The organism is Bacteroides sp. An322, assembly GCF_002161765.1.
GTDB classification, from domain to species: Bacteria; Bacteroidota; Bacteroidia; order Bacteroidales; family Bacteroidaceae; genus Phocaeicola; species Phocaeicola merdavium.
In genome coordinates this window covers 1-23536 of record NZ_NFIN01000034.1, presented here as the reverse complement: position 1 = coordinate 23536, position 23536 = coordinate 1, and the positions used below count along the sequence as shown (strand labels likewise).

The following is a 23536-nucleotide window of genomic DNA, read 5'->3' as shown; positions in this document are numbered from 1 at the left end:
ACCATCGATTATGAATTCCTTGCTGAAACCGCAGAAGCTATGGTACAGATTGCATTCATCCAAATCATGCTTAACAGATTTATCGAATGAAATCAAAACAGCTTCTAAACATCTGGAATTTATCTTTCTCTTGATATTTCAGTAAGAAAGCCACCCATGGCACATTTTTTACAGCATTTAATTCATATAAATCCTTAAAACATCCCGGCCTTAAGCATTTGAACATCGTTGATGTTAATAAAGGGAATCTATCATATGGGAACAATCTTTCAACAGAACTATAAAAAGTCGCATCTTTTTCGTCCCTATTGTCGATAAATTGAACTGCATCCATATCCATAGGAACATAAAATGTGCTGCCATATTCTTCTGAATACATTAAACGAGATTCTCCTGCCCAATATTCATTCAATTTATCATAAAATTCTTTTTGCAAAGTATTCTTTTTTCTTTCTACATAATTCTCAGACATCTGCAAAATATGCAAATGCAAGAAATGGTAAGCTATGGGAAATAGAATTAACCCTAAAATACAAATAACAATTTTCTTCATTTTTACAACTACATTTATTTGCGAGCTGATTTGGCTTTTATAACTGCATAATAGAAATAAAGCGTGGAACTGCAATACCATATCTTAATTGGAGGTCCTGAGAAAACCTAATGAGCAGATACAACAATAGCAGCCCACGCTATATGCGTGAGAACCACTATTGTCATCCCACAGATTGGGATTGATTGAAAGCTGGGTAGGAGCAACAGAATCAAGCTGTCTTCCATTTCTCAGACGGATATAAATAGTTGCGGTTGATTCTGTATCATACCGTTTTGCCGCTTTTTTAATGATGAAAGTTACTTTCATAGGCTTACAGGTTAAATATCTATCTGGATGCAAATATAGATATTTTCCCCACATTTTCCCCACATCTGCTAAATAATTTGCAATCGGATTAATTCGTATTAAAATTTAATATAATTGTAAATAGTTGATATATAGTTATATTGCCGTGTTTTTCTGCGTTTTTCTTTTTCCCCACATTTTCCCCACTTTAATTATTTCAAATGCGGGTCTGGGTACTTCAAATCCCTGATAATAGGTTTATTATCAGGGATTTTTCTTTTTTATCGGCATACTAAAAGTGTACTTCCTAACGAAAAGAAGAAGAAAGGGACTTGCACCGGTTAGAGAATGTTCATGCTGAGATACCAAAGGAAAACCCCGCAAAAACGACGTTTTTACGGGGTTTTACCTTAAATGACTGTGATTTGCGTTGGACTACCTGGATTCGAACCAAGACAAACAGAACCAAAACCTGTTGTGCTGCCATTACACCATAGTCCAAACTTTTAGTGCTTCTCTCAAGAAGCGGTGCAAAGATAAGTGTTTTTTGCAATATCCTCCAAATATTTTTCCACTTTTTTTCGTTCATCCCCAATATTTCTTATCTTTGCTTCCAAAAAACAGAGAATTTTATGAAGAAATTAGCGTTAGGGCTCCTTTTAGGAGCAAGTTGCGCGTCTCTTTCGGCGGTGACACCGCTTTGGATGCGCGATGCCGTCATCTCTCCAGACGGAAGCGAAATCGCTTTTTGCTATAAAGGCGATATATATAAGGTAAAGGCTTCGGGAGGCGAAGCCGTGCGTCTGACCACCCAAAGTTCGTATGAGTCTACTCCGGTATGGTCTCCCGACGGGAAACAAATCGCTTTCGCCAGCGACCGGTTCGGCAATATGGATGTATTCATCATGTCTTCCGAAGGCGGGGAAGCCCGGAGGCTGACCTTTAACTCGACTTCGGAAATCCCTTCCGCCTTTACTCCCGACGGGAAACAAGTGGTATTCTCGGCATCGATTCAAGACCCTGCGGGAAGCGCTCTCTTCCCTACAACTGCCATGACGGAGCTTTATCAGGTGCCCGCCGAGGGAGGACGGACCACCCAACTCCTTGGCACTCCAGCGGAAATGGTCTGCTATGCGCCTTCGGGCAACTTCTTCCTTTACCAAGACCGGAAAGGCTTTGAGGACGAATGGCGTAAGCATCACACCTCGTCCATTACCCGCGACATCTGGATGTATGACACCCAAACCGGGAAGCATACCAACCTGACCGACCGTGCCGGAGAAGACCGCAACCCGAGGTTAAGCCCCGACGGGAAGCAAGTCTATTTCCTGAGCGAACGGAACAGAGGCTCGTTCAATGTGTATCGTTTCCCGCTCGACCAACCTCAGGAAGTGCAAGCGGTGACTTCATTCAAAGGCAATCCGGTGCGTTTTCTCTCGGTGAGCCAAAACGGGACGCTCTGCTATACCTATGACGGAGAACTTTACACCCAGTCCATTCAAGCGGAACAAGCGAAAAAAGTGCCCGTTTCTCTCACTTTGGATGAGGAGGAAATGCCTGTAGACTATACGTTTACGCGGGGCGCATCGGAAGCTACGGTATCGCCCGACGGGAAGCAAGTGGCATTCGTGGTACGGGGTGAAGTGTTCGTGACATCCGTCGAATACGGCACCACCAAGCAAATCACCCATACGCCCGAAGCGGAAGAAGGCGTATCGTTCGGTGCGGATAACCGCACGTTGGTCTACTCCAGCGAGCGCGACGGAATAAGCGGGCTTTATACCGCAAAAATCGTTCGGAAGGAAGAAAAGAACTTCCCGAATGCCACCCTGATAGAAGAAGAGCCTTTGCTTCCTTCGAAAACCGTAGAGCGGAGCTATCCGAAATTCTCGCCCGACGGGAAAGAAATTGCCTTCATCGAAGGGCGTACCCGCCTCATGGTGCTGAACCTGAAGAGCAAGAAAGTGCGTCAGGTGACTGACGGCTCTACGTGGTATTCGCTTTCGGGAGGATTCGATTACCAATGGTCTCCCGACGGGAAATGGTTCGCATTGGAATTCATCGCCAACAAGCACGAGCCTTATTCGGACATCGGACTGGTTTGCGCCGATGGGAAAAATCCGATTATCAACCTGACCAATAGCGGTTATACGAGCGGAATGACTCGCTGGACCATGGACGGAAACGCCCTTCTCTTCACCACCGAGCGTTACGGCATGCGCAACCATGCTTCATGGGGTTCGCTGGACGATGTAATGATGGTCTTCATGAACCAAGACGCATACGATAAGTTCCGCTTGAGCAAAGAGGATTACGAATTGCAAAAGGAACTGGAAAAAGAACAGGAGAAAGCGAATGAAACCGACTCGAAAGACAAGAAGAAAGACAAGAAAGCCGATGCAAAAAAAGACAGTACCCAGTTCATTACGGTTGAACCGGACGGCATAGAAGACCGTATCGTGCGCCTCACCCCTAATTCATCGAGCTTAGCCTCAGCCGCAATCTCGAAAGACGGGGAAACCTTGTATTACTTAGCCGCATTCGAAGGCGGATTTGACATGTGGAAAATGGATTTGCGCAAGCATGAAACCAAACTCCTGCACAAGATGGATGCCCGCTGGGCGAATATGGAAACCGATAGCGAAGGGAATTTCTTCGTATTGGGAGGCGGAACGATGCAGAAAATGGACGGGAAATCAGAAAAGTTGAAACCGATTACTTATCGCGCCGAAGTGAAGATGAATCCGGCGGAAGAGCGCGAATACATCTTCGATAACATCTATCGCGAGGAAAAGGCACGCTTCTACAACGTGAACATGCACGGCGTGGACTGGGATGACTTGACGAAGACCTACCGCAAGTTCCTGCCTCATATCAATAACAATTACGATTTCGCCGAAATGCTGAGCGAATGGCTGGGCGAACTGAACGTATCTCATACCGGCGGACGCTTCTATCCCGAACTGGATACCGAAAGCACTGCCCAGCTGGGGCTATTGTATGACTGGGACTATACGGGCAACGGATTGCGCATCGCCGAAATCATCGAGAAAGGTCCTTTCGACCGCAAGAGCACCCGTGCCAAAGCCGGTGTGATTATCGAGAAAATCAACGGCCAGACCCTCGAAGCCGAGAAAGACTATACTCCTTTATTAAATGGACAGGCAGGCAAGAAAACCTTGGTATCGCTTTACGACCCTGAAACAAACCAACGCTGGGAAGAAGTGGTGAAACCCATAAGCAACGGAGCAATGAATGGCTTACTCTATACGCGCTGGGTAAAGCAGCGGGCGGAAGACGTAAAACGCTGGTCGAACGGACGTTTGGGCTATGTGCACATCGAATCGATGGATGATTCCAGTTTCCGTTCGGTTTACTCGGACATCTTGGGCAAGTACAACCAATGCGAAGGCATCGTGATAGACACCCGCTTCAATGGAGGCGGACGCTTGCACGAGGACATCGAAGTATTGTTCAGCGGAAAGAAATACTTCACCCAAGTCATCCGCGGGCGCGAGACCTGCGATATGCCTAGCCGGCGCTGGAACAAGCCTTCCATCATGGTGCAATGTGAAGCGAACTACTCGAACGCACACGGCACCCCGTGGGTATACAAACATCGCGGACTGGGCAAGCTGGTAGGTGCGCCCGTTCCCGGAACCATGACCAGCGTAAACTGGGTAACGACACAAGACCCGACCCTCGTATTCGGCATTCCGGTGGTAGGCTATCGCCTCCCCGACGGAAGTTATCTGGAAAACACCCAGCTTGACCCCGACATCTATGTGCTGAACGCTCCCGAAACGATTGTGAAAGGAGAAGACACGCAATTGAAAGCAGCCGTAGATGAATTGCTGAAGGAAATCGGAGAATAAAAAGAATGAACACAGAGACACGGAGACACAGAGAAAATAATTTTTTAAATCTCAATTTATAAAAAATCCTCCGTGTCTCCGTGCCTTCTGCCTTCGTGTTCTATTACATTATAAATTTAATCCCAACACGCATCTTTCCCATTCAGCCAATCTTTCAATAAAGTTCGTATCAGTGAATCGGGCAACAAACTCGTTTCTTGATTCTGTTCATCCGGGCGCACGAAATACGAATGGCTGATATAACCTTTGGTTTGGGTATAAGGAAGCTTTACGCAAAGCACATCACCGAAACAGGTCGGCTTTTGGGAGGTAGGAGTCCCGATAATCGGGAAAAGCGCATTGTCTTTGATGAGCGTCAACAGATAATTGGCACTACTGAACGTATTTTGTCCTTGAATAAACGTCACTTCTCCATGAAAACGGCTGGAAGGTTTCGGCATACCAGCGGTAAAATCATTCATCACTTGATTCTGTTCCACTAATTTTCCTCTCATTGATTCATACTTATCACGGATAAAAAGCGTATGATAACACGTTTGCAAGAAATCGGACACACGGATGTAAGACCGGAACGGACGGATGTCCTGAAGAGAGACACCTAAAAATTCGAGCAACACATCACCCAATACACTGTTTCCTCCTCCATTATAACGCATGTCTATCACCAACCTATTCACGTTATGCACCGCCATTGCGCATGCCATTTCATCCAAGAAATCCGCAAACAAAGGAAGATTATCCGCTACGGCTTTATCCGGAGAAACCTGCATCAAACGGCATCCTTGCCAATAAGAGAACCTGTCTATCATCGCATTGAACTGGAAATAACACGTATCGCCGGTTATCTGATAATGGAAAGGTTTATTCCTCCTTGCCGTAACTGGATGCAGTACTTGCTTCACCTGATGCGAACCTGCTGCGCCTTTATCTAAAGACGAAGGCAAACGCACTTCATCCCCATCCGCAAACATAAACCGGATATCTCGGTCCGTATCAATCCCCAATGCATTCAGAAACGCCTTATGATTCATAAAGAAGCTTCCCGTAATACAGGCCTTTACCTGATTTTCCGAAGGGACATAAACCATTAATTCTTGTATCAATGAATCAACCGCACGCCCATTCATGGCTATGAGTTCCTTTCCCATACAATCCGGAACCGAATCCGGAAGACTTCGAAAATAAAAACTCCCCTCATAATAACGTAACGTGAAAGGATAAAGCGATGTATCGTCAAGCATCACAAATGTATGCGCATCTTGAAGCAAAGCCAGCCAACGGTTCAGTTCTACCTGAAACGCCGGACGTTCCATCCGCTCGTCCAACTTATCGCATAAAGATTCGGCATACTTCTCGAAACGTGCAAAAGCCACCTCATCTACCAACGGAAGCGGATGAAACGCCTTGATGAAAGCCAACAGATTCATCACTTCATGCTGATACGGATTGCCGGCTTTCTCCTTATATAATATAGGTATAGGAAAAGTGTTATCCATTTTCAATCAAATAAAATGCCATACCCACGATGCCTGCCACAACTCCTATTGCACATCCGCACCAGAAATAGAATGCTAATTTCTTCTTATCCATATTGCTTTTCCGACTCATCTGTTTGATCAGGCCCGCCATACTTCCGCCAAACACGCCCAAACCAATACCGATAACAAGTCCGGCTGAAGAGTCTAACACCATTCTCAATATAAAACCAAGAACTACCCCGACACCTGTTCCGATGCCGATATAGCGGTCAGTAATGCTTTCTTTCATTTTATTGCTTTTTGTTTACTTTGTATTTCTCTTTTTTCGAATCATAATCGCAAAGATAACGATTTATTTCAAATCACTATTCCTAATCCTGATTATTCATTTAAACAATAGCATCTTATCTCCTGCTTGCGAGTATCCAATACGATTTGTGAGAAGCGTTTGAAAAACGAAATACCCATTGTTCTTCGAGATGCCAATGTTGCCAACGTCACGTTTTTAAACTGCATTTTATTTACTTCCCCTTGAGCCACTTCATAAATGCTTATCTCATTCCCCGTATCAGCAAAGCCATAACAAGTGTCCTTTTTCAAAAAGCAAGCGTCAGACATTTGTTCTATATCTTGCTTTGACAAAAAGAAATCACTCCGGTCATACCCCGTATCTATCAAGACATGAGAGCATTTGACGCCATTCAGTTCCATTTCCTCCACATAATACAAGCCTCGTTCCTTCTTATAGCGCAAGACCATATCCGGAGTACCGGGAACAAACGGATGAACATTAGAGATTTCACCTTTTGTAAAATCAATCAACCAATTACAACGGTCTATCATGTCTGTTCCTATAATCCCATGGATGTGTTGCCATTGGAAACGTTGCGGCAATAAGATAGTTGTCCACAAATTCCCTTCGATATTCCCCAAACGAGCATAAAACGAAAAATATTTCTCCACCGAAAAATCATTGTCTCCTATATCTTTCGCATCCGTCCGTACAAAAGGATAAAAAGATTCGGGCACGGTATCTGTATAAAGCAAAGTAATATTCGCTCCCGTATCAAAAAGAAGATTTACACCATTTTCTGAGAATGTCACATAACCGTCCTTATCAAACGAAGAAACAAGAGGGCTTATCTTCGGCTTCATTCCGATAAGGAACAACCCTATAGCCGCTATAGATATAATTATAAAAATAATTCTTTTCATCTGAACGGATTACTTTATTCATTGACAAAGGCTTTGATTCTTTATCCGCTCCGCCTCTTTCACTACCGAATCCGGATAACCATATAGCCGCAATATCTTTATTGCTTCGGCTACATTGATAGCGGCATATAAGGTAAATACATTCAGCAATTCGGTAAACAGGAAAATAAGCAAAGCCGATTCACTCTGTAATGCGATGCCCAACCGGAACGAACGCAATTTTCCAATAAGCCCTTTCAAATCAACCAAACACATTCCAATCTTTCGGTCAATGACCGTAAATGTATCTATTCGGCTTAAACGGCAAGCCGTTTGCATCAATCTATAAAGCTGAGGGATAGAAAAATAGTAACATGAAAGCACACTTTTCTGCTTAAAATGCAAATAAGCATTACCCACATAAGAAAGAACAAACAAGACGAAAGGGATAGCTGGTGCATCGGTCAATAAGGTCAAAGAAAGAAATAGCAACGGAAGCCAACGGCATACCTGAAGCAGAAGCAAATAACGGCGTGAATAGGCATGCCCTTCTTCTGCCAAGATATCCACTACGGTATAAGAAGCCGGTTTATTCAGCTTAATAAGTGTATCCGTCAATTGCTTACGCAAAGCCTCATCGGTTTGAAACCGCTCTATTAACAATTCATAATCACGTATCTCAGATACCTTATCTGTACAAAGCAAATGATACAAATATTGCCTTCCGATACCCGATGAGGTATAATCTACCCGTTCACACAAATCGTCTATATTCAAATCATGCCGTACATTTTCCGGCAATCCTCCTTCGGCATACAAAAGATTCCGGTAAGTGTCGTACGCTTTTATGGCATTTTCCATATACTCACATTTTTTATTTCTACAAAAACATAGATAGTCATGTTTATTGTCAAACAGACTCTAAGATAAACCGTTCGATTTCCTCTATCGGCTCGGAAGTGAATTCCTTGATGATTTTGCCTTCACATAAATAATGAATGGCATCGCATAATTCGTGTAGCGATGCAAGCTGGTGCGAAGAGACGATGACCGTTTTCTGCTGCTCTTTGATGCGCCTTATCAGGTTTTTCAATAAGATACATCCTTTTAGGTCGACTCCGTTGAAAGGTTCGTCTAAAATATATACGTCGGGATGTTGCAGATAGAGAGCCAAGAACGCCAGTTTCTTTTTCATGCCGGTAGAATATGCCGATGCATAACGGTCTAAGGGCAAGTGGAATACCTCTTCGTTTATTTCATCAAGACGTGTCCGGCTGAGTTGCTCACCATACGCTTTCAGGCAAAACTCGATGTATTCCCGTGCCGTTATCAACGAATAAAAATAACATTCGGCGGGTAAATACCCCACTTTCACCTCTTTCCTTTTCCGTATTGTCCCTTCATACGGCAAAAGCCCTGTCAGGCAACGGAATAGCGTAGTTTTTCCTGCTCCGTTTTCCCCAGCCAGCCCGTAAATCTTCCCCTGTTCATAGGTCAATGAAATACAATCAAGCACCTTCAAGTGTCCGAACGATTTAGAAAGATTATTCATGCCTATTATCTCCATACCGTACTCCATTTAACATATACGACATACGAAAACATACCGATAAGCATCAGCCAAACCAGGTTGAGATAAGGGATAAAACAAGACGCGACAAACAAGGGAATAAAGAGCGCCACCTGCATTATCACCCTGCCTATATCTGCCGGACACACCCAACGGAACAATGTCATGCCTTGCAGGTAAAGGATAAAAGCCATCTCAAACGAAAGGATAAAAAGCACCTCTTCTGTCCGAAAGCCCAAAGCGAACAGCATCCCTCCGAAAGGCAAGGAAAGCACTGTTGCATTCCATGCGTTAGACTTCCATTCCAAACTCTGCAACATCTTGAAATTCTTATATTTTAACAAGATATGCGGATCCGGTTCAAGGCAATAGGCACCCGAATGGATAATACCCCATGCCAACATAGCGACCTTCGTAATCCGCAAATTCCCATGCAGGCACCCCAAGAGCGAAACACCTACAAGGATAAGGTATATCCATCCCGTCCGACGGAACATCCGGATTTGTTCCATATTGCCAGCATAGAAGAAACGAAGCCGGACAGGCTTCGTCCGCATCCTGACTTGCCTTAGAAAAGGCATCAGGCATCCAGCGAAAAGCATATATAAAGCAACTAACCCATCGCCCCGTATCCCTGCAATCCCAAGGAAAGGGAGGCTCAACAAAAGATATTCCTTCAGAAAGAACCCTTTGACATTCCGGGTAAGGCTTCGCAAGAACGCTTCGTCTTTTCTCATCAGATGATATCCGCCTATCACCAATAAATCAAACAAAAGCGGCATCCACCTGTTTGGCACTTTGCAAAGCACTAAAATGCCCAGCCCAAGCAAAACCATCAGAAACAGACTTCGGAACACACCTATCTCTTTCAATAGCCGAAGCCCGCTCTGCATACGTAACGTAATATAATAACCGAACATTGACCTATTCTTAAAATACGATTGTTTGCTTATCAAAAAACAATTCTATTTTCTTTTTATTCGTATCGTTTTTTCTGTTCTATATTTACTTATTTCTGCAATTATGAAAACAAAAGTAACGATTTTATTTTAGCGAACAATTATTTCTATCTGTTTTTTTTATTACAGCTTCTGATAATAGCATTTTATTTTCTGCCTACAACTGTCTAAAAGATTCATCATAAAAAGAATGCCATATTAATCTTTTTTATTACTTTTGCCGCCGATTTCTTTGAAATCGGATAAAAAAAGCCCATATTCTAAAAAAATAATCATAGAAAAACCCTAACATTAACACATAAATAATAACCCCTTTTTGAATCTTTAAATAGTAAGTTTATGGGAAAACAAAGAAAAAGGAAAGGCATGTTGCTTGCGCTTGCATGCTCTTTAATGTTTGGATCAGCCAACTGGAACAACCTTCTCGCTTCGAATGCCCAAATGACATTTGATGAGAAAGATTCCGGTATGCTGAATCTCTCATCACAACCTAGGAAAACCATTACCGGAGTAGTCAAAGATGAAAACGGCGACCCCGTGACGGGTGCTTCTGTCTCTGTCAAGGGTACTACGGTAGGAGTGATTGCCGACATTGACGGTAAGTTCTCTCTTTCTCATTCATTCAAACAAAACGATGTGTTGGTCATCAGTTTTATTGGAATGAAAACCGTTGAAGAAAAAATAGGGAACCGCAAAGAGTTTACGATTACCCTTCATGCCGATGCCACTGACCTTAATGAAGTAGTTGTAATTGGATACGGAACATCTACCATTAAAGACTTGACCGGTTCGGTAGCTTCGGTCACAGCCAAGCAATTGGACCAACTGAATACGACCAATGTATCGTCAATGTTGCAAAACTTGGCGAGTGGCGTACAAGTATCACAAAGCACCGGACAACCGGGCGAAACCATTCGTGTACGTGTACGTGGAGCAACGTCATTAACCGGTTCGAACGAACCTTTGTATGTCATCGACGGAGTACCTATTGACGACCCGACCATGCTGGACGCCATTTCGCCTAACGACATCCAATCTATGGACGTGCTGAAAGACGCTTCGGCATCTGCCATTTACGGTTCGCGTGCGGCAAACGGTGTAGTTATCATCACCACCAAGCGCGGAACGGAAGGCAAACCTTCGGTCAGCTTCAACTATAACCTCACGACAGATTTCCAGATTAAGAATTTCCGTATCTTATATGGAGATGAATGGCGAAACACCGTACGCAAATTCGCTGAACAAACACTGGTGTTCGATCCTTCAAATGAATATGCCCCAGATATTCTTGACCCTAATTCTGGAGCACTGGGCACTGCCAACACAGACTGGTTTAATGAAGTAAAACAAGCCGGACTGCGCCATAATGTAGATTTCTCGGTAAGCGGAGGAAACAAAAATGCCAAATACTTGCTCTCATTAGCCGTACTCGACCAGCAAGGTATGGTGAAAGGCGGAGATTTGACCCGCTATAACGCCCGCATATCGACCGAACTTAACGTATTACCTATTCTGCGTTTCGGTATCAACGCTACAATGAGTTATACCGACCAGTCGAATGCCGGAACCTCTTTGTTCGCGGCACAAGGCTATCGCCCCGATATGCCGATTTACGATGAAAGCGGTGACTTCGACTTGACAACCGGAAGCCCCAACCCTGTGGCGAATACTTATAATCAAGACAACGATGACATTTACCGCCTCTTAGGTACGGTATACGGAGAAGTAGATATTATTAAAGGACTGAAATTCCGCTCCAGCCTTTCTGCCAATGTGGAATTCAACCAGAACATTTCGTTCTCACCTAGCTTCCTTAGTACACGTAACGAAGCCAGTGGAAGCGAAAACCATTATCGTTCTTCAAAGACCGTGTTCGATAATACGCTGACTTACAATCATACATTTAATAAAATACATACATTAGACGCTGTGGTCGGTGTTTCTTTCGAAAGCTATAGCAGCCGTAGTACCTATATATACGGCGATACTTATCCGTTGGACGAAATTTATACCAATATCGGAAGTGCCACTAACCTGACAAATTGGAGTAACGGATACAACGCTTATGGACTATTCTCATCTTTCGGACGTATTAATTACCGGTTGATGGACCGTTACTTGTTTACTTTTACCGCCCGCTATGACGGTTCTTCTATGTTCGGATCTAACAATCGCTACGGTTTCTTCCCTTCAGGAGCTATCGCATGGCGGCTTTCGCAAGAAGATTTCTTGAAAGACGTGCGGTTCATTGACGACTTGAAGATTCGTTTCAGTGCCGGTACAACAGGTACACAGAATCTGACCAGTTTCTCGAACCGTGACTTATACGAAGCCGGAAGCTACAACGGACGTCCTGCTATTATCCATTCGCAAGTGGGTAATCGTGACATTCGATGGGAAAAATCCGTACTCTATGACTTCGGTGTAGACTTTTCTTTCTTTAATTATAAACTTGCGGGATCTATCGGAGGATATATCAAGAATACGAACGACTTGATTTGGGCATACGATTTCCCCTCAAGTTCAGTCGGCGGAAGCATGTCGATGAACCGTAATGTAGGTTCTGTAACCAACCGGGGCGTGGAAGTTAACCTGACTTCTCATCTTATCGCAAACAAGGATTGGGACTTACATTTATCGTTCAATTTGGCTCACAACAAGAATAAAGTGACCAAACTGGTTGCAGAAGGTGCTACTCAAACAGCTATGAAAGGAGTCATTGTGCAAGGCAGTAGCAATCAAGTTTTGGCGGAAGGCTATCCGATGGGAGCATTTTTAGGATATGCGCACAATGGCATCATCCAAAGCTGGGACCGTGTAAACGAATTGAACGCATACGCACAAGAATTGGGACAAGATTATTATAACGGCAACGAACTGAAACCTGGTAATCAGGAATTAGTAGATATGGACGGAAACGGTAAAATAGAATCGTATGACCGTGTTATTATCGGTTCGCCCGACCCGGATGTCTACGGAGGTTTCACAGCTGATGTAAGATACAAACGGTTCTCGCTATTCGCTAACTTCGGTTATCAGATAGGAGGTCAAAAGCTGTATAATAAAGCTATCCAGAATCTTCCCGGACAATTATGTGGTTTGATTGATTACGGATTGGATGACCGCTGGTCGCCTGAAAACCCAAATGCAACTTTGCCCGCCTTGTACATCGGTGAAGGAGTTCCAAGTTTTACCGACTTGGAATTGTTCGATGCTTCCTTCTTCCGTTTGCAAGAAGTGCGCCTCACTTACGACCTGCCTTTAGGCAAAGTAGTAAAAGGTCAAGTCTATTTAGCAGCTACCAATCTGTTCACCATTACTTCATATCCAGGAACAGACCCTGCAACTGTATCCACCTCGTCAAACTATGGAGGTAACTACGAAACATCCACTTATCCCGGATTCCGTTCTTTATCAGTCGGTATCAAATTTAATTTATAAACCTATAAATACAGAGACATCATGAAGAAATATATATTCGGTCTGCTCCTCGCTTTAGGAGTCACTTCGTGCGACATTGTCGACGTACTTGATAAGAAACCGGCTTTCGAAGCCGACTTGGAAGGTGCTATCACCAATCCGGCAACCGTAGAACTTGCACTGAACGGTGTCTATTATAACCTTCCTGGAAACGGATTCAACGTCATTTTCCCTACCAGCGGCGGACCATTTAAGGCAGGGACATTGCGCCGTCAGGAATTTACCGGAGAAGTGGGCAACACCATTTATTATTCGGAACGCTATTACCCAACCTTGTCTTATAGCGACACCTACGAATGGGATGATGACTATAGCATCATCAAAAACGCGAACTATCTGGAGGAAGCCCTCAACGGAATCGATGCGGGTGCCTTCGAAGGTAACCGGAAAGAAGAAGTGTTGGGCGAAATCTATTATCTGCGTGCCTTCGCTTATTTCCGTCTGTTAGTGCGCTATGGCGAGTTTTGGGACGAAACCAGCCCATACGGTGTTATCATTCGTAATGAAAACCCTTCGGTAGAAAACGCCAAGAAACCCAGAGCTACCGTGAAGGAATCCTACGAAGAAATCTTAAAGCAAGTAGAAGTAGCTATCGAAAAAGCGCCCGAATGGTCGAACTCTGCCCAAGCTTCCAAAGAAGCGGCTCATGCCTTGAAAGCCAAAGCACTCTTCTATAGCGGAAAATACCAAGAAGCTATTCAGGCAATTGACGATGCGATAGACACCAACCAAAACCTGCCGGAAGCTAATTACGGAGACATCTTCGACAAATTCACAACATCGGAAGAAATCCTGTTCGCAAGATTCTACGACCAAAACGATGCCGCCAATACTTCTACCAGAGAAACGGCATACGGCAACAGTACTCTGAAAAATCAAGGTTATTGGGGACCGAGTAAAGAATATGTAGATTTGGTTGGAGATGACCCGCGTGCTCAAGCTATCTTTTCGAATGTAGACAGCCTGGAATATCGGGGAACAACGGCATACAATTTGAAGTCTATTAAGAAATTCTTGAATGCAGCCAACAATATGCCCATTATTTTCAGCCGGGTAGCCGAATTATATCTGATGAAAGCAGAAGCACTTTACCGTACAGGTGCATCTATCTCTACGGCATACGCTCCGATTGAAAAAATCCGCCAACGGGCAGGAGCAACTATCCAAGTCCCCACAACTACAGAAGAGTTAGAAGACGCTATTTTTAATGAATGGATGATTGAAATGTCTTTCGAAAACTGGCACGAATGGTTTACCCAACTACGTTTTGCCGGATTCACGGAACGTCCGGACTTTACACGCCTCTTCCAATTGAATACGTTATTGAAAGAGAACTACGACGAGGAATGCGAAGCTTCTGCCAGCCAAGGAGAAGCTTACTACCAGCGAATCATCGACCGGCGGATAGAATCTATTCCGTCAAGCGAACGGAACTCGAATGAACTGGCAGAACAGAATCCAGGATATTAAACCTAAAAAACATCTAAGGGAGGCGCAACGGTAACAAAAAAGCCATTGCCTCCCTTTTCTAAAGATACGACTTATGAAGAAATACATTCTTACAATTCTCATCGCCTTCTGCGGGCTTTTTTCCGCACAGGCACAAGAAGCAGGAATCAACTTCCTGCATTGTTCATGGCAAGAAGCCGTAAATAAAGCTAAAGCTGAAAATAAACTGATATTCATCGATTTCTATACACAATGGTGCGGACCTTGCCTTAACATGGCACAGCAAGTGTTCTCATTGCCTACGGTAGGTTATTTCTACAACAACACATTTGTTAACCTAAAGATTGATGCAGAGAACGGAGAAGGCGTAGCATTAGCTAAAAAATACGGCGTTCGACTTTTCCCTACTTATGCTTTCATCGACCCGCAAACCGAAGAGCTGGTACATTACAGCAGTAGCCGCCAGACACCGGAACAGTTTATCCAAACCGGAAAATGCGCGCTCAATCCGGAAACCCGTTCGCCTTACCTGATAGAGGAATACAAGAAAGGGAATCGCGAACATGCTTTCCTGATAGACTACATCAACTACCAACATACCATTTATGCGCGGCAGAATGTGCAAACCGCATTCAATGAACTGATTGCGGGAGGTGCCAAACTGACTGACCCTGATGTATGGGAGGTATTTGTCAATACCATTTCGGGCTTCACTCCTTACCTGAAACAGGTATCGGATAATTATGCCGACTTCTGCCAACGCTTTGGCAAGAAAGCGGTCGATGCCAAACTTACTAAAGAAACTACTTACGGTGACTTGACAGAGATTAAAGCATTGTGCGACTTCGAAGGCAAAGCGTTCAATTGCCGTCTGATAGAAATTAACGGACTTATCCAAGCCAAAGACTACAATCGGGCAGCCACTGAAATCGATGCGATGATAGCCGACACCACGGTCAATCAGCAAGAACTGATCCAGCGTCTGAAGTTCATAGCCCGCATTGGGAACTATACATACAAAGGCGAAATACCTGACGCATGGTTTAACAAATGTGTGGAATACCTGCGCTATATTGCCTATAACCAAACTGACCGCGATGACGCTTACATCCATCAGGAATATGCGGCGGCATTGGAAGAAGTCGTACGTCGCCAAGCAAAGGGAAAACCAATTCCACCTTGCCTGCTTTCAGAACCCCAATACGGCAAAAAAACATATTCCATGCGTCCAGATGCATTGAAAATGAAACCTGCCCGGAAAAAGAAATAAACTTAAACCGTCGCACTCAAAGACACGGAGATACAGGACAAATAAGGAAAACTGTATCTCCGTTTTTTTTTTCAGGGTTGCCAAAGTAATATTTTCTATTTATCCTTTTATTATTTCCCGAAATAATACCCTGTTTTTCAAAACTTTTTCGTATCTTCCCGTGTTGATTATCTATAAACCCTTTAAAAGTAAAAAAGTATGAAACATTCAATGCCCCAGCTTCCTTATACGATGGAAGCACTGGCTCCTCACATGAGCCCAGAAACACTGGAATACCATTACGGAAAGCATCTGCAGACCTACGTGGACAATCTGAATAAGTTGATAACCGGAACACCATTCGAAGACCTGCCATTGGAAGACATCATCCGCAAAGCGGACGGAGGTATCTTCAACAATGCTGCACAAACATGGAACCATACATTCTTTTTTGAAACGCTTACGCCCCGACAGACCGCTATGCCTGATAAACTCATTCAAAAGCTGATGGAAAACTTCGGTTCGCCTGAAGCATTCAAACAAGAATTCACGCAGAAAGCGACAACCTTGTTCGGCTCAGGCTGGGTTTGGTTAACAGAAGACACGCAAGGCAAACTTTCTATTCTCACCGAACCCAATGCAGGCAATCCGCTGACCAAAGGCATGAAGCCGATTCTTGTCCTCGACGTATGGGAACACGCTTATTACATCGATTACCGCAACCGGCGGGCAGCTTTCATCGAAGCCTTTTGGAATCTGGTAGATTGGGAAAAAGTTGCTTTACGTATCATTTGAGAATACTTCCCTTATAGAAAGACAAAGACACGCAGCTTTTCTATTTGTTTGGATCCTAACGCAAACACATACGGCTGCATCGGCTTACGCATACGGCTGCATCAGCCAATGCATATAGCTTCATAAGCCGATGCAGCCGTATGTGTTTTATATCCCGTTTTAATCTTCATTCGGAAGCAGCCTCCGCCTTCCATTGCTCTATCGGCATACTATAAAGCCAAGAAGTCTTTTCTTCTTTCCGCTCTACGAAATAAACATACGAGATGTCGTTTTCCACGATGTGGATGTTATCGTTCGGAGTTACCACCAAGAGTTGGAGATGAAGTTGCTTGCAGAGGGTGATGAGGTAACGCGCCTTATCTTCATCCTGCGCCTTGAAAGCCTCATCAATCGCTACAAAACGGAACGAATCGCTTTGCAATCCGGTTTTGGTCAAGCCAAACTGATAGGCGATGGCTGAACCTAAAATGGTATAAGTCAGCTGGGCTTTCTCTCCTCCCGACAAGTGGCCCATATTCTCATACGTAGTTTCCTTACGTCCGTCTTGCCGGTTGAACTCTTCCGCCTTATAGGTAAACCAAAAACGTACGTCCATCACTTTCCTCCGCCATTCCTCGTCTTCCAAGCGGCGCATGAACGGTTCTACGTGTTCATAGAAATGAATGCGCCTTCCGTCTATCGTAGCATTGATTTTCTGCACATTCGGCACCGCTTCATCCAATAACCGGTTGAACTCGCGCACCTCTTCGCTGATTTGTGTCAGGGCGGTAAGCTGGATGTAGGTCACGGGACGCATCCGATAGTCAATGCCTTTCAACGAATCGTTAAGCATATCGATGTTGCTCTTGATAGCATGCTTCCAATTGCTGAAAAACATCCGGAACTCGCCCACCTTGTCGGTCAATGTTTTTTGCAGATACCCGTCGAATTGTTTCTCATACTTAGGCAGGTTTTCTTTCTCCAGCCGTTCCAACATTTGGCAATAAGCCTCAATCAATTCGATATGCATGGCATCGGGCAAAGCATCTACATCCGCACGCCAGTCCTTGAAGCGGTTTGAAACGGTTTCTTCCGGATGCTTAAATTCTGTTATCTTCACTTTCGCCTCATCTTCGTATCCGCGCTTCTCGTTCTCTAACTTTTTGCGTTCACGCTCGTTCTTTGCCTGAAACTTACCCCGTTCTTGCTTCAATTGGTCATAAGAAAGCTCACATAAATAAGCGTAAGCCTTCTCAAAATCGGTGAAAAGCAACGACCGGATGGATGCCACCACACGCTGGTTCTCGTCCATTTCTTTCTGCAATTGCTCGATGCGGTATTCAACATGAATGGTTTTGCGGGTAGAATCGGGAATATCGGTCGTGGAAAGCCGATGCTGCTCCTCGCGCACTTTCTCCAATTGCATCTGAAGGGTATGCAAATGGTCGTTACCTTTTTCCAACGCTTCTTTCTCTTCCTGCTTGCGCTGGATAAGGTCGACATACTGTTTCCAGTCCAAGCGTTGATAATCGGGAAACAACTCTACCAAGCGGCGGTGATGTTCACACAATGCCTCCCCCTCTACCGCTTCCTGCTTGACCTGGCTAATTGTTTTAGCAAGTTCTGCCTCTTGCTCTTGAAGCTGAATCAGTTCCTGTTGCAGGAGACGGATTTTCTCTTTGTTTTCCCATCCTAACACGAAGTTCTCACGGCGCAAGATATGCGGACGGTCGTCTTTCTCGTGCCGCTCGCCTGCAAACTTTATCAAGCCTTCACGGGTAACTGCCTTTTCCTTATACCGCTCGAATGTTTCCAAATCTTCCGCACACGCATAATTGTATTTCTCTATAATCATATCGCGCACCCATTCTTCGTACTCGCTATCGGGACGGATTTCTATTTTGTCGATAACCTGACCTGCTTCCTCATCGGCAGGACGAAACGCTTGTATATCTGCCAAGGAATTGTAAGGCAGATACCGGTAAAATAAAATGCGCCCTTTCAGATTAGTCGTATTCACATACTCGTTTACCTGATGGTAATACTTATCAGGAACGATGAGATGAAGAGCGAAGTGATGCAGGATTTTCTCTAATGCCGTTTCCCATGCTTCCTCGCCTTCCGCTACCCGGCATAGTTCACCTACGAAAGGAATTTCTTCTTTAGATGCCCCCGTATATTCCAGAATGGCTTCGCGTATCTCTGTCTCACGCACGGGAATGTTGTTTTTATTCTTCCGCAACACTTCTACCGTACGCACCAAGTCTTCCATCTGTTCCCTCAAATCCTTTTGTTCGCGCTCGGCATTGATTTGCTTTCGGATGCAAGTTTCCTTTGTTTCTGCCCATTCCTTTATCCGTTGTTCGGCTTGCAGACGTTGATTATTAAAGGTTTCTTCGTTAGGATTCGTGGCGAAACCTGCCTTTTGGGCAAGTCCGTTATACTTATCCATTGAAGCCATGCGCCCATCACGTTCCTTTGTAAGCCGTTCGATATCATCGTTCAATTCTTTCAACTTACGCCCTACTTCATCCTTCTCAATAGCAAGCGCAAGGGTACGTTCTTCTTGTTTCAATTTTTCTTCCCGCTGGCGGAGCTGGCGTGTTTCGGCTTCCAACTTTTCTTTTTCCTTCACCGCTACATCCAATTTTTCCTTTGCGAGGTCTATCAACTGTTTGGCAAACCAATAGACTGCTGTATCCTTATCGGTCATCAGCTGAGCGAGGCGTTCTTCGGCATTTTTTATCTTCTTTGCCAATTCCGCTATGGGCTGAAGCATCTCTATCTGCATACGCGCCTTCTCAATATTCACCTTTGCATCTATCAGAGTAGTGAAACTATCCTTTAATTGAAGGTATTGCGTCTCGGCATCGTGCTCTTCCAACATATTGATGCGGATAAACTCATCAAGGTCATCAAGCACCTTTACGCCTACAATCTGATTGAAGAGGCTCAATGCCTTGGCAGAGCGCATTCCAAAGAGTTGCGTAATACGTTCGGCATATCCCACCGGTCCATCGAAAAACTCTACCAAAGTGCGTGCGCCTTTATACGAAGCCTCTAACCTACGCCTCCATACGCCTTTCCCATCGAAAGGTTGGAAGTCTTTTTGTATCTCCAAAGGCACATGCGCCAATCCAAATGTACGGCGCAATTCTCCTCCTGAAAACCAACGGACTTGAAAAATAGTCACCACCCGCTGGTCGGTATTTGCAAACGATGCTAACAGAATGGAATAGGCACTTTTATCGCGCAAGGCTTGTGTAGTCACGCCCCGCTCGCCATCTTTTTGAATGTTACCGTAATGTCCCAATACATAAGTCTCTTCCGTACGGTTTCCCTTCTTTTCCACTCCCGAAGACTGGTTATAGAAACGGTCCTTCTTAGCCGGAACCAGCAAGGTGAGCAACGCATCGATAATAGTGCTTTTACCCGAAGCATTGGCTCCGGTAAGCAAGGCATTATTCCCCTGCGGGGCAAGGCGGAAGATACGTTCATGAAACGTACCCCAGTTATAGATTTCCATGTATTGCAAGCGGAAGCCCGCCGTGTCCGAGGATGTACTAAACAGATTCAACATAGCTTTCAAGTTTCTTTTTAAATTCTACCAACTGGTCGAGCGTGACCTTTTCCTTGATGATGCGGTGGATTTGATAAAAGACCCGGTTATCTTGATTCTTCTCTATCAGAAAACCTAATTGCACAATGCGGGCGATGTAGGTATCGAGTTCGTTCAAGAGCTTGACCCGATTAAACCGTTCGGGCAGAAACAATTCGATACGTTCTTTCAACTCTTTGCCTGTAATGTAACACTCGGTTGCATTCAGTTCGTCTAAGTTGCTGTCAAACTCTTCGAGCACTTCGCGGAGAATAATAACCAGCACCGAACATTCAAATCCCAACGGTTTGCGGGGAATCAGCCCTAACGTATTGCCGTTCTCATCGGTCATCTGCTTCAGGTAGGCAAAACCTTCATCGCGTTTTACTATCAGTTCCAGACCGATTTGAAAAAGGTATTTTTGTATTTCGCTTTGGTAGTGCAAAATATCATTCCAGCATCGGTCTGATGCATCTACCGGACCTTTCAACAGGCAGACCACTGCCCGTGCGTATGGAGATATATAAGATTCGAGATTCATCGTACAACAATAATTTCAGGTATAACGATTGCTTTGTGTTGCGCCTTGTCGAACACGACTTCTTGTGTCCGATTGGCACTGATGGTATGGCGGAAATCGCGCACGGCACCAATGTAGCCAAACAACTCTGACAAGCCTTGGCTCAAGCCTCCGTTTTCTTCGATAACATCACCCAGCGACACTTGATGCTTACGGCGTAAAGTATGCTGAATACGTTGTTTCAGCAAACGGCGGTCAATACGGTTTTGCACGAACAAGTTTCCGGCAGAACGGGCTTCACTGATGTCCGTACTTGCCATTTCCAATGCCTGACGGTAAGAGATTTCGGTATTTTGCTCCAACGTAAGTTTCCGTTCCAAAGGCATATTGATGTCAGGCAAAGTCTCTATTTCGAGCGATACATCAGGCGTAATGCCTTTTTGTGCCAGCACAAGCAAAGATGACTGGATGTCGGCTATCACACGTTGGGTGATTACCGTAGGCATTGTCCCGTTCTCGCAAATAATCCGGCTCAGCTTCTCCGCCATTTTGTCGTTTGCCTGATACACTTTCTTCCCGGCTATATAAAGATATTGCTTCATATTCTTCAGAAACGTATCGCCCGTTTCCAGCCGCTTATCGTCTAATGTATCATAAAGTTGCTCTATCAGTCCGTCCCACGTGTGTTGCAAGGAAGGTGTCAACAAGAAATCCCAAAAGGCATAGAAACTCTTGCCTTGCGAACTCTGCTGCAGATTCTCCAACGCATCGAACGTAAAGCCCAAGATATCACCTTTGGAATATTCGCCCTCAGCATGTTTGCGGTAAATGTCTTTCGTAATGCTTTTAAAATTCTCTTCCACTTCCTTAAAATCGGAAAGCAATTCTTTAGCAGACAAGCTGATTTGCTTGAAACGGGGCAATATTTGATACTCTTCAAATACTTCGGCATCACCTCCTGCCCGGATGGCTTGAATCTGATGCTCGATTTCACGTTTCTTCTCCTCCAACATCCGGATACGTTCTTCCTTGTCTTCATTGGTAAATTCCACCAATTCTTTCAATTGCCCGAAGAGATTCATAAACTTCGACTCCGTACCTACGAACTCTTCCCGTTTCAAACTCAAAAGCCAATCAATGACCTTGCTGGTATAAAGCGAAAGTTCGTAAAACACCTCGCCCGTCTCTTCCTGATAGTTACGCAAGAACCCTTTATCGGTCCACCGCTGGATATATTTGTTCGCCTTTTCCTCGAACGTATCGAAAGCCGTAATGCCGTTTTCTTCGTCCTGTTCCACATGCATGGCATTCAGATAATCGGCAAGCTGCATCCGCAAAGACTCGAAAGGTACAGCACTCTGCCTATGGTAGAATGTCTTGAAAAGAAACAAGATAATCAGTTGACGGTTGCGCAAGCGAAGCAATTCCACGCAAGGCGAAGTACGCAAGATTTCAGATAAGACTTCTGTTTGTGACACCATTCTCATTTTCAATTAACGTGCAAAAATACAAACTTCTTGCGGAATTTGAAAATGAAGCCATGAAAGTTTATCCTTCACTCTGCATCAGCATGAATTGTCCAATCCTCAATCGTATGCCGTTCGCTATCGAAGTTGATGCCTACTTTTACTATCGGCAATCCACAAAGGGCGAAACGTTCGGGATAATGTTTTAAGTCAATCTGCCCCATTGCCTCACCGGCACTCTTGTCGAGCTTTACTTCTATTATATATAAGGTATGTGCAGTACGCATCACTACGTCTACCCGTCCTCTCGGTGTATGCACCTCTACATCAACATAATACCCCAAGAGGCTGAAAATGATGTAAAGCACTTGCTGGTAATGCCCCTCGTAATCGGTGTTATCCGTATAAGGGACCGTAGAAAGGAAAGTCTGAAGCAGACGCAAGGCACCGTCCATGTCGTTACGTGACAAGCAACGCGCCATTTCACGCAACACCTTATTGCTTTGCCGTGTATCTCTGACTACATACGAAGATACCAAACCCTTCATTAAGCCTAAACGCACTTCCTGATTAGGTAAGTCAAGAAAATAAGAATCAAACTCCACGCTCCTATTTTTAATGGTAAGGTAACCCGCTTGATACAGCAATGGCATATAATTGGTGGCAAGTTCTAAAGGCACATCGAAATCATCCAATGAGACTTCTTCCTTGCCTATTTCAGACGGAAGCGTATGATATTTCCGTAACATCTCTATCAAGTAAGTAGGCGTGCCGCTCCCAAACCAATAAGCATTCAACTCCCCTTCGCTGAAAGCATTCATCAAGCTATAAGGATTATAAATATCAGGAGAGGGCCATGTAAAGTGATAACCGTCATAATAGGATTTCAGCTTTTCTACTAACTGCTCTTTATCCATGCCTGTTTTTTCGGCAAACGCATCCAAATCCGCGTCCATTTGCGTACGCATCTCTTCCTCAGTAATGCCACAAAGAGCCGCATATTCTTTTACCATGCTGATGTTCTGTATATTGTTCAGTTCGCTGAAGATACTGAGTTGCGAAAACTTGGTGATACCTGTCAGG

The 23536-nt window shown here is 44.4% G+C and carries 16 protein-coding genes, 1 tRNA gene and 1 pseudogene; 5 read left to right on the top strand and 13 right to left on the bottom strand.

Features of this window, described 5'->3' with window-relative positions:
- Window positions 1-79: 79 nt before the first annotated feature.
- From B5F91_RS13470 to B5F91_RS13460, 3 genes and pseudogenes are all read right to left on the bottom strand, one after another.
- Window positions 80-553, bottom strand: a complete 474-nt coding sequence (locus B5F91_RS13470) for a hypothetical protein (RefSeq protein WP_239416443.1) — start codon at window positions 551-553, stop codon at window positions 80-82.
- Between the two features lie 162 nt (window positions 554-715).
- Window positions 716-862: pseudogene (locus B5F91_RS13465) on the bottom strand (recombinase); the annotation flags it as partial.
- Between the two features lie 409 nt (window positions 863-1271).
- Window positions 1272-1342: transfer RNA gene (locus tag B5F91_RS13460), tRNA-Gln, on the bottom strand.
- A 131-nt stretch (window positions 1343-1473) separates the two neighbouring features.
- Between B5F91_RS13460 and B5F91_RS13455 the strand changes: the two genes are divergently transcribed.
- Window positions 1474-4716 carry a S41 family peptidase gene (locus tag B5F91_RS13455; protein ID WP_087429574.1) on the top strand — a complete coding sequence of 1081 codons (3243 nt, stop codon included), beginning with the start codon at window positions 1474-1476 and terminating at the stop codon, window positions 4714-4716.
- A gap of 116 nt (window positions 4717-4832) precedes the next feature.
- On the opposite strand, the gene B5F91_RS13450 is transcribed toward B5F91_RS13455, so the two are convergent.
- The 6 genes from B5F91_RS13450 to B5F91_RS13425 all read right to left on the bottom strand — a co-directional run bounded on the left by B5F91_RS13450 (window position 4833) and on the right by B5F91_RS13425 (window position 9878).
- Window positions 4833-6212 (bottom strand): S41 family peptidase, encoded by a 1380-nt coding sequence (locus tag B5F91_RS13450; RefSeq protein WP_087429573.1) that lies wholly within the window; start codon window positions 6210-6212, stop codon window positions 4833-4835.
- A complete protein-coding gene (locus B5F91_RS13445) occupies window positions 6205-6483 on the bottom strand; it encodes a hypothetical protein (protein WP_087429572.1) in 279 nt (92 codons plus the stop codon). Before B5F91_RS13445 ends, B5F91_RS13450 begins: the two co-directional genes overlap by 8 nt.
- 92 nt (window positions 6484-6575) lie before the next feature.
- Entirely contained in the window at window positions 6576-7409 is an 834-nt protein-coding gene (locus B5F91_RS13440) for a hypothetical protein (RefSeq protein WP_087429571.1), read from the bottom strand.
- A gap of 18 nt (window positions 7410-7427) precedes the next feature.
- A complete protein-coding gene (locus tag B5F91_RS13435; RefSeq protein ID WP_087429570.1) occupies window positions 7428-8249 on the bottom strand; it encodes a hypothetical protein in 822 nt (273 codons plus the stop codon).
- A gap of 49 nt (window positions 8250-8298) precedes the next feature.
- Window positions 8299-8955 (bottom strand): ABC transporter ATP-binding protein, encoded by a 657-nt coding sequence (locus tag B5F91_RS13430; protein ID WP_239416442.1) that lies wholly within the window; start codon window positions 8953-8955, stop codon window positions 8299-8301.
- A complete protein-coding gene (locus B5F91_RS13425) occupies window positions 8946-9878 on the bottom strand; it encodes a hypothetical protein (RefSeq protein ID WP_087429569.1) in 933 nt (310 codons plus the stop codon). Before B5F91_RS13425 ends, B5F91_RS13430 begins: the two co-directional genes overlap by 10 nt.
- Before the next feature lie 378 nt (window positions 9879-10256).
- On the opposite strand from B5F91_RS13425, the gene B5F91_RS13420 reads away from it, so the two are divergent.
- From B5F91_RS13420 to B5F91_RS13405, 4 genes are all read left to right on the top strand, one after another.
- Window positions 10257-13358: a TonB-dependent receptor gene (locus tag B5F91_RS13420; protein WP_087429568.1), complete on the top strand. Its 3102-nt coding sequence runs from the start codon at window positions 10257-10259 to the stop codon at window positions 13356-13358.
- A 21-nt stretch (window positions 13359-13379) separates the two neighbouring features.
- A complete protein-coding gene (locus B5F91_RS13415; RefSeq protein ID WP_087429567.1) occupies window positions 13380-14867 on the top strand; it encodes a RagB/SusD family nutrient uptake outer membrane protein in 1488 nt (495 codons plus the stop codon).
- A 73-nt stretch (window positions 14868-14940) separates the two neighbouring features.
- Window positions 14941-16116 (top strand): thioredoxin family protein, encoded by a 1176-nt coding sequence (locus B5F91_RS13410; protein WP_087429566.1) that lies wholly within the window; start codon window positions 14941-14943, stop codon window positions 16114-16116.
- A 198-nt stretch (window positions 16117-16314) separates the two neighbouring features.
- Window positions 16315-16890 (top strand): superoxide dismutase, encoded by a 576-nt coding sequence (locus B5F91_RS13405; protein WP_087429565.1) that lies wholly within the window; start codon window positions 16315-16317, stop codon window positions 16888-16890.
- 166 nt (window positions 16891-17056) lie between these two features.
- Here the strand turns inward: B5F91_RS13405 and B5F91_RS13400 are convergent, their stop codons facing one another.
- The 4 genes from B5F91_RS13400 to B5F91_RS13385 form a co-directional block, all read right to left on the bottom strand.
- Window positions 17057-20449 carry an SbcC/MukB-like Walker B domain-containing protein gene (locus B5F91_RS13400; RefSeq protein ID WP_087429564.1) on the bottom strand — a complete coding sequence of 1131 codons (3393 nt, stop codon included), beginning with the start codon at window positions 20447-20449 and terminating at the stop codon, window positions 17057-17059.
- On the bottom strand, window positions 20433-21008 hold the full coding sequence (locus B5F91_RS13395; RefSeq protein WP_087429563.1) for a DUF4194 domain-containing protein: 576 nt from the start codon (window positions 21006-21008) through the stop codon (window positions 20433-20435). Before B5F91_RS13395 ends, B5F91_RS13400 begins: the two co-directional genes overlap by 17 nt.
- Window positions 21005-22468 carry a DUF3375 domain-containing protein gene (locus B5F91_RS13390; RefSeq protein ID WP_158099922.1) on the bottom strand — a complete coding sequence of 488 codons (1464 nt, stop codon included), beginning with the start codon at window positions 22466-22468 and terminating at the stop codon, window positions 21005-21007. Before B5F91_RS13390 ends, B5F91_RS13395 begins: the two co-directional genes overlap by 4 nt.
- A gap of 74 nt (window positions 22469-22542) precedes the next feature.
- A partial coding sequence (locus tag B5F91_RS13385; protein WP_158099921.1) for an AAA family ATPase occupies window positions 22543-23536 on the bottom strand: 994 nt, incomplete at its 5' end.

What these genes read in the sequence shown, in the direction of transcription:
- B5F91_RS13430 (WP_239416442.1), bottom strand. Translation starts at nt 8,955, where the DNA reads ATGGAGATAATAGGCATGAATAATCTTTCTAAATCGTTCGGACACTTG.
- B5F91_RS13425 (WP_087429569.1), bottom strand. Translation starts at nt 9,878, where the DNA reads ATGTTCGGTTATTATATTACGTTACGTATGCAGAGCGGGCTTCGGCTA.
- B5F91_RS13445 (WP_087429572.1), bottom strand. Translation starts at nt 6,483, where the DNA reads ATGAAAGAAAGCATTACTGACCGCTATATCGGCATCGGAACAGGTGTC.
- B5F91_RS13395 (WP_087429563.1), bottom strand. Translation starts at nt 21,008, where the DNA reads ATGAATCTCGAATCTTATATATCTCCATACGCACGGGCAGTGGTCTGC.
- B5F91_RS13415 (WP_087429567.1), top strand. Translation starts at nt 13,380, where the DNA reads ATGAAGAAATATATATTCGGTCTGCTCCTCGCTTTAGGAGTCACTTCG.
- B5F91_RS13470 (WP_239416443.1), bottom strand. Translation starts at nt 553, where the DNA reads ATGAAGAAAATTGTTATTTGTATTTTAGGGTTAATTCTATTTCCCATA.
- B5F91_RS13420 (WP_087429568.1), top strand. Translation starts at nt 10,257, where the DNA reads ATGGGAAAACAAAGAAAAAGGAAAGGCATGTTGCTTGCGCTTGCATGC.
- B5F91_RS13400 (WP_087429564.1), bottom strand. Translation starts at nt 20,449, where the DNA reads ATGTTGAATCTGTTTAGTACATCCTCGGACACGGCGGGCTTCCGCTTG.
- B5F91_RS13405 (WP_087429565.1), top strand. Translation starts at nt 16,315, where the DNA reads ATGAAACATTCAATGCCCCAGCTTCCTTATACGATGGAAGCACTGGCT.
- B5F91_RS13440 (WP_087429571.1), bottom strand. Translation starts at nt 7,409, where the DNA reads ATGAAAAGAATTATTTTTATAATTATATCTATAGCGGCTATAGGGTTG.
- B5F91_RS13390 (WP_158099922.1), bottom strand. Translation starts at nt 22,468, where the DNA reads ATGGTGTCACAAACAGAAGTCTTATCTGAAATCTTGCGTACTTCGCCT.
- B5F91_RS13435 (WP_087429570.1), bottom strand. Translation starts at nt 8,249, where the DNA reads ATGGAAAATGCCATAAAAGCGTACGACACTTACCGGAATCTTTTGTAT.
- B5F91_RS13410 (WP_087429566.1), top strand. Translation starts at nt 14,941, where the DNA reads ATGAAGAAATACATTCTTACAATTCTCATCGCCTTCTGCGGGCTTTTT.
- B5F91_RS13455 (WP_087429574.1), top strand. Translation starts at nt 1,474, where the DNA reads ATGAAGAAATTAGCGTTAGGGCTCCTTTTAGGAGCAAGTTGCGCGTCT.
- B5F91_RS13450 (WP_087429573.1), bottom strand. Translation starts at nt 6,212, where the DNA reads ATGGATAACACTTTTCCTATACCTATATTATATAAGGAGAAAGCCGGC.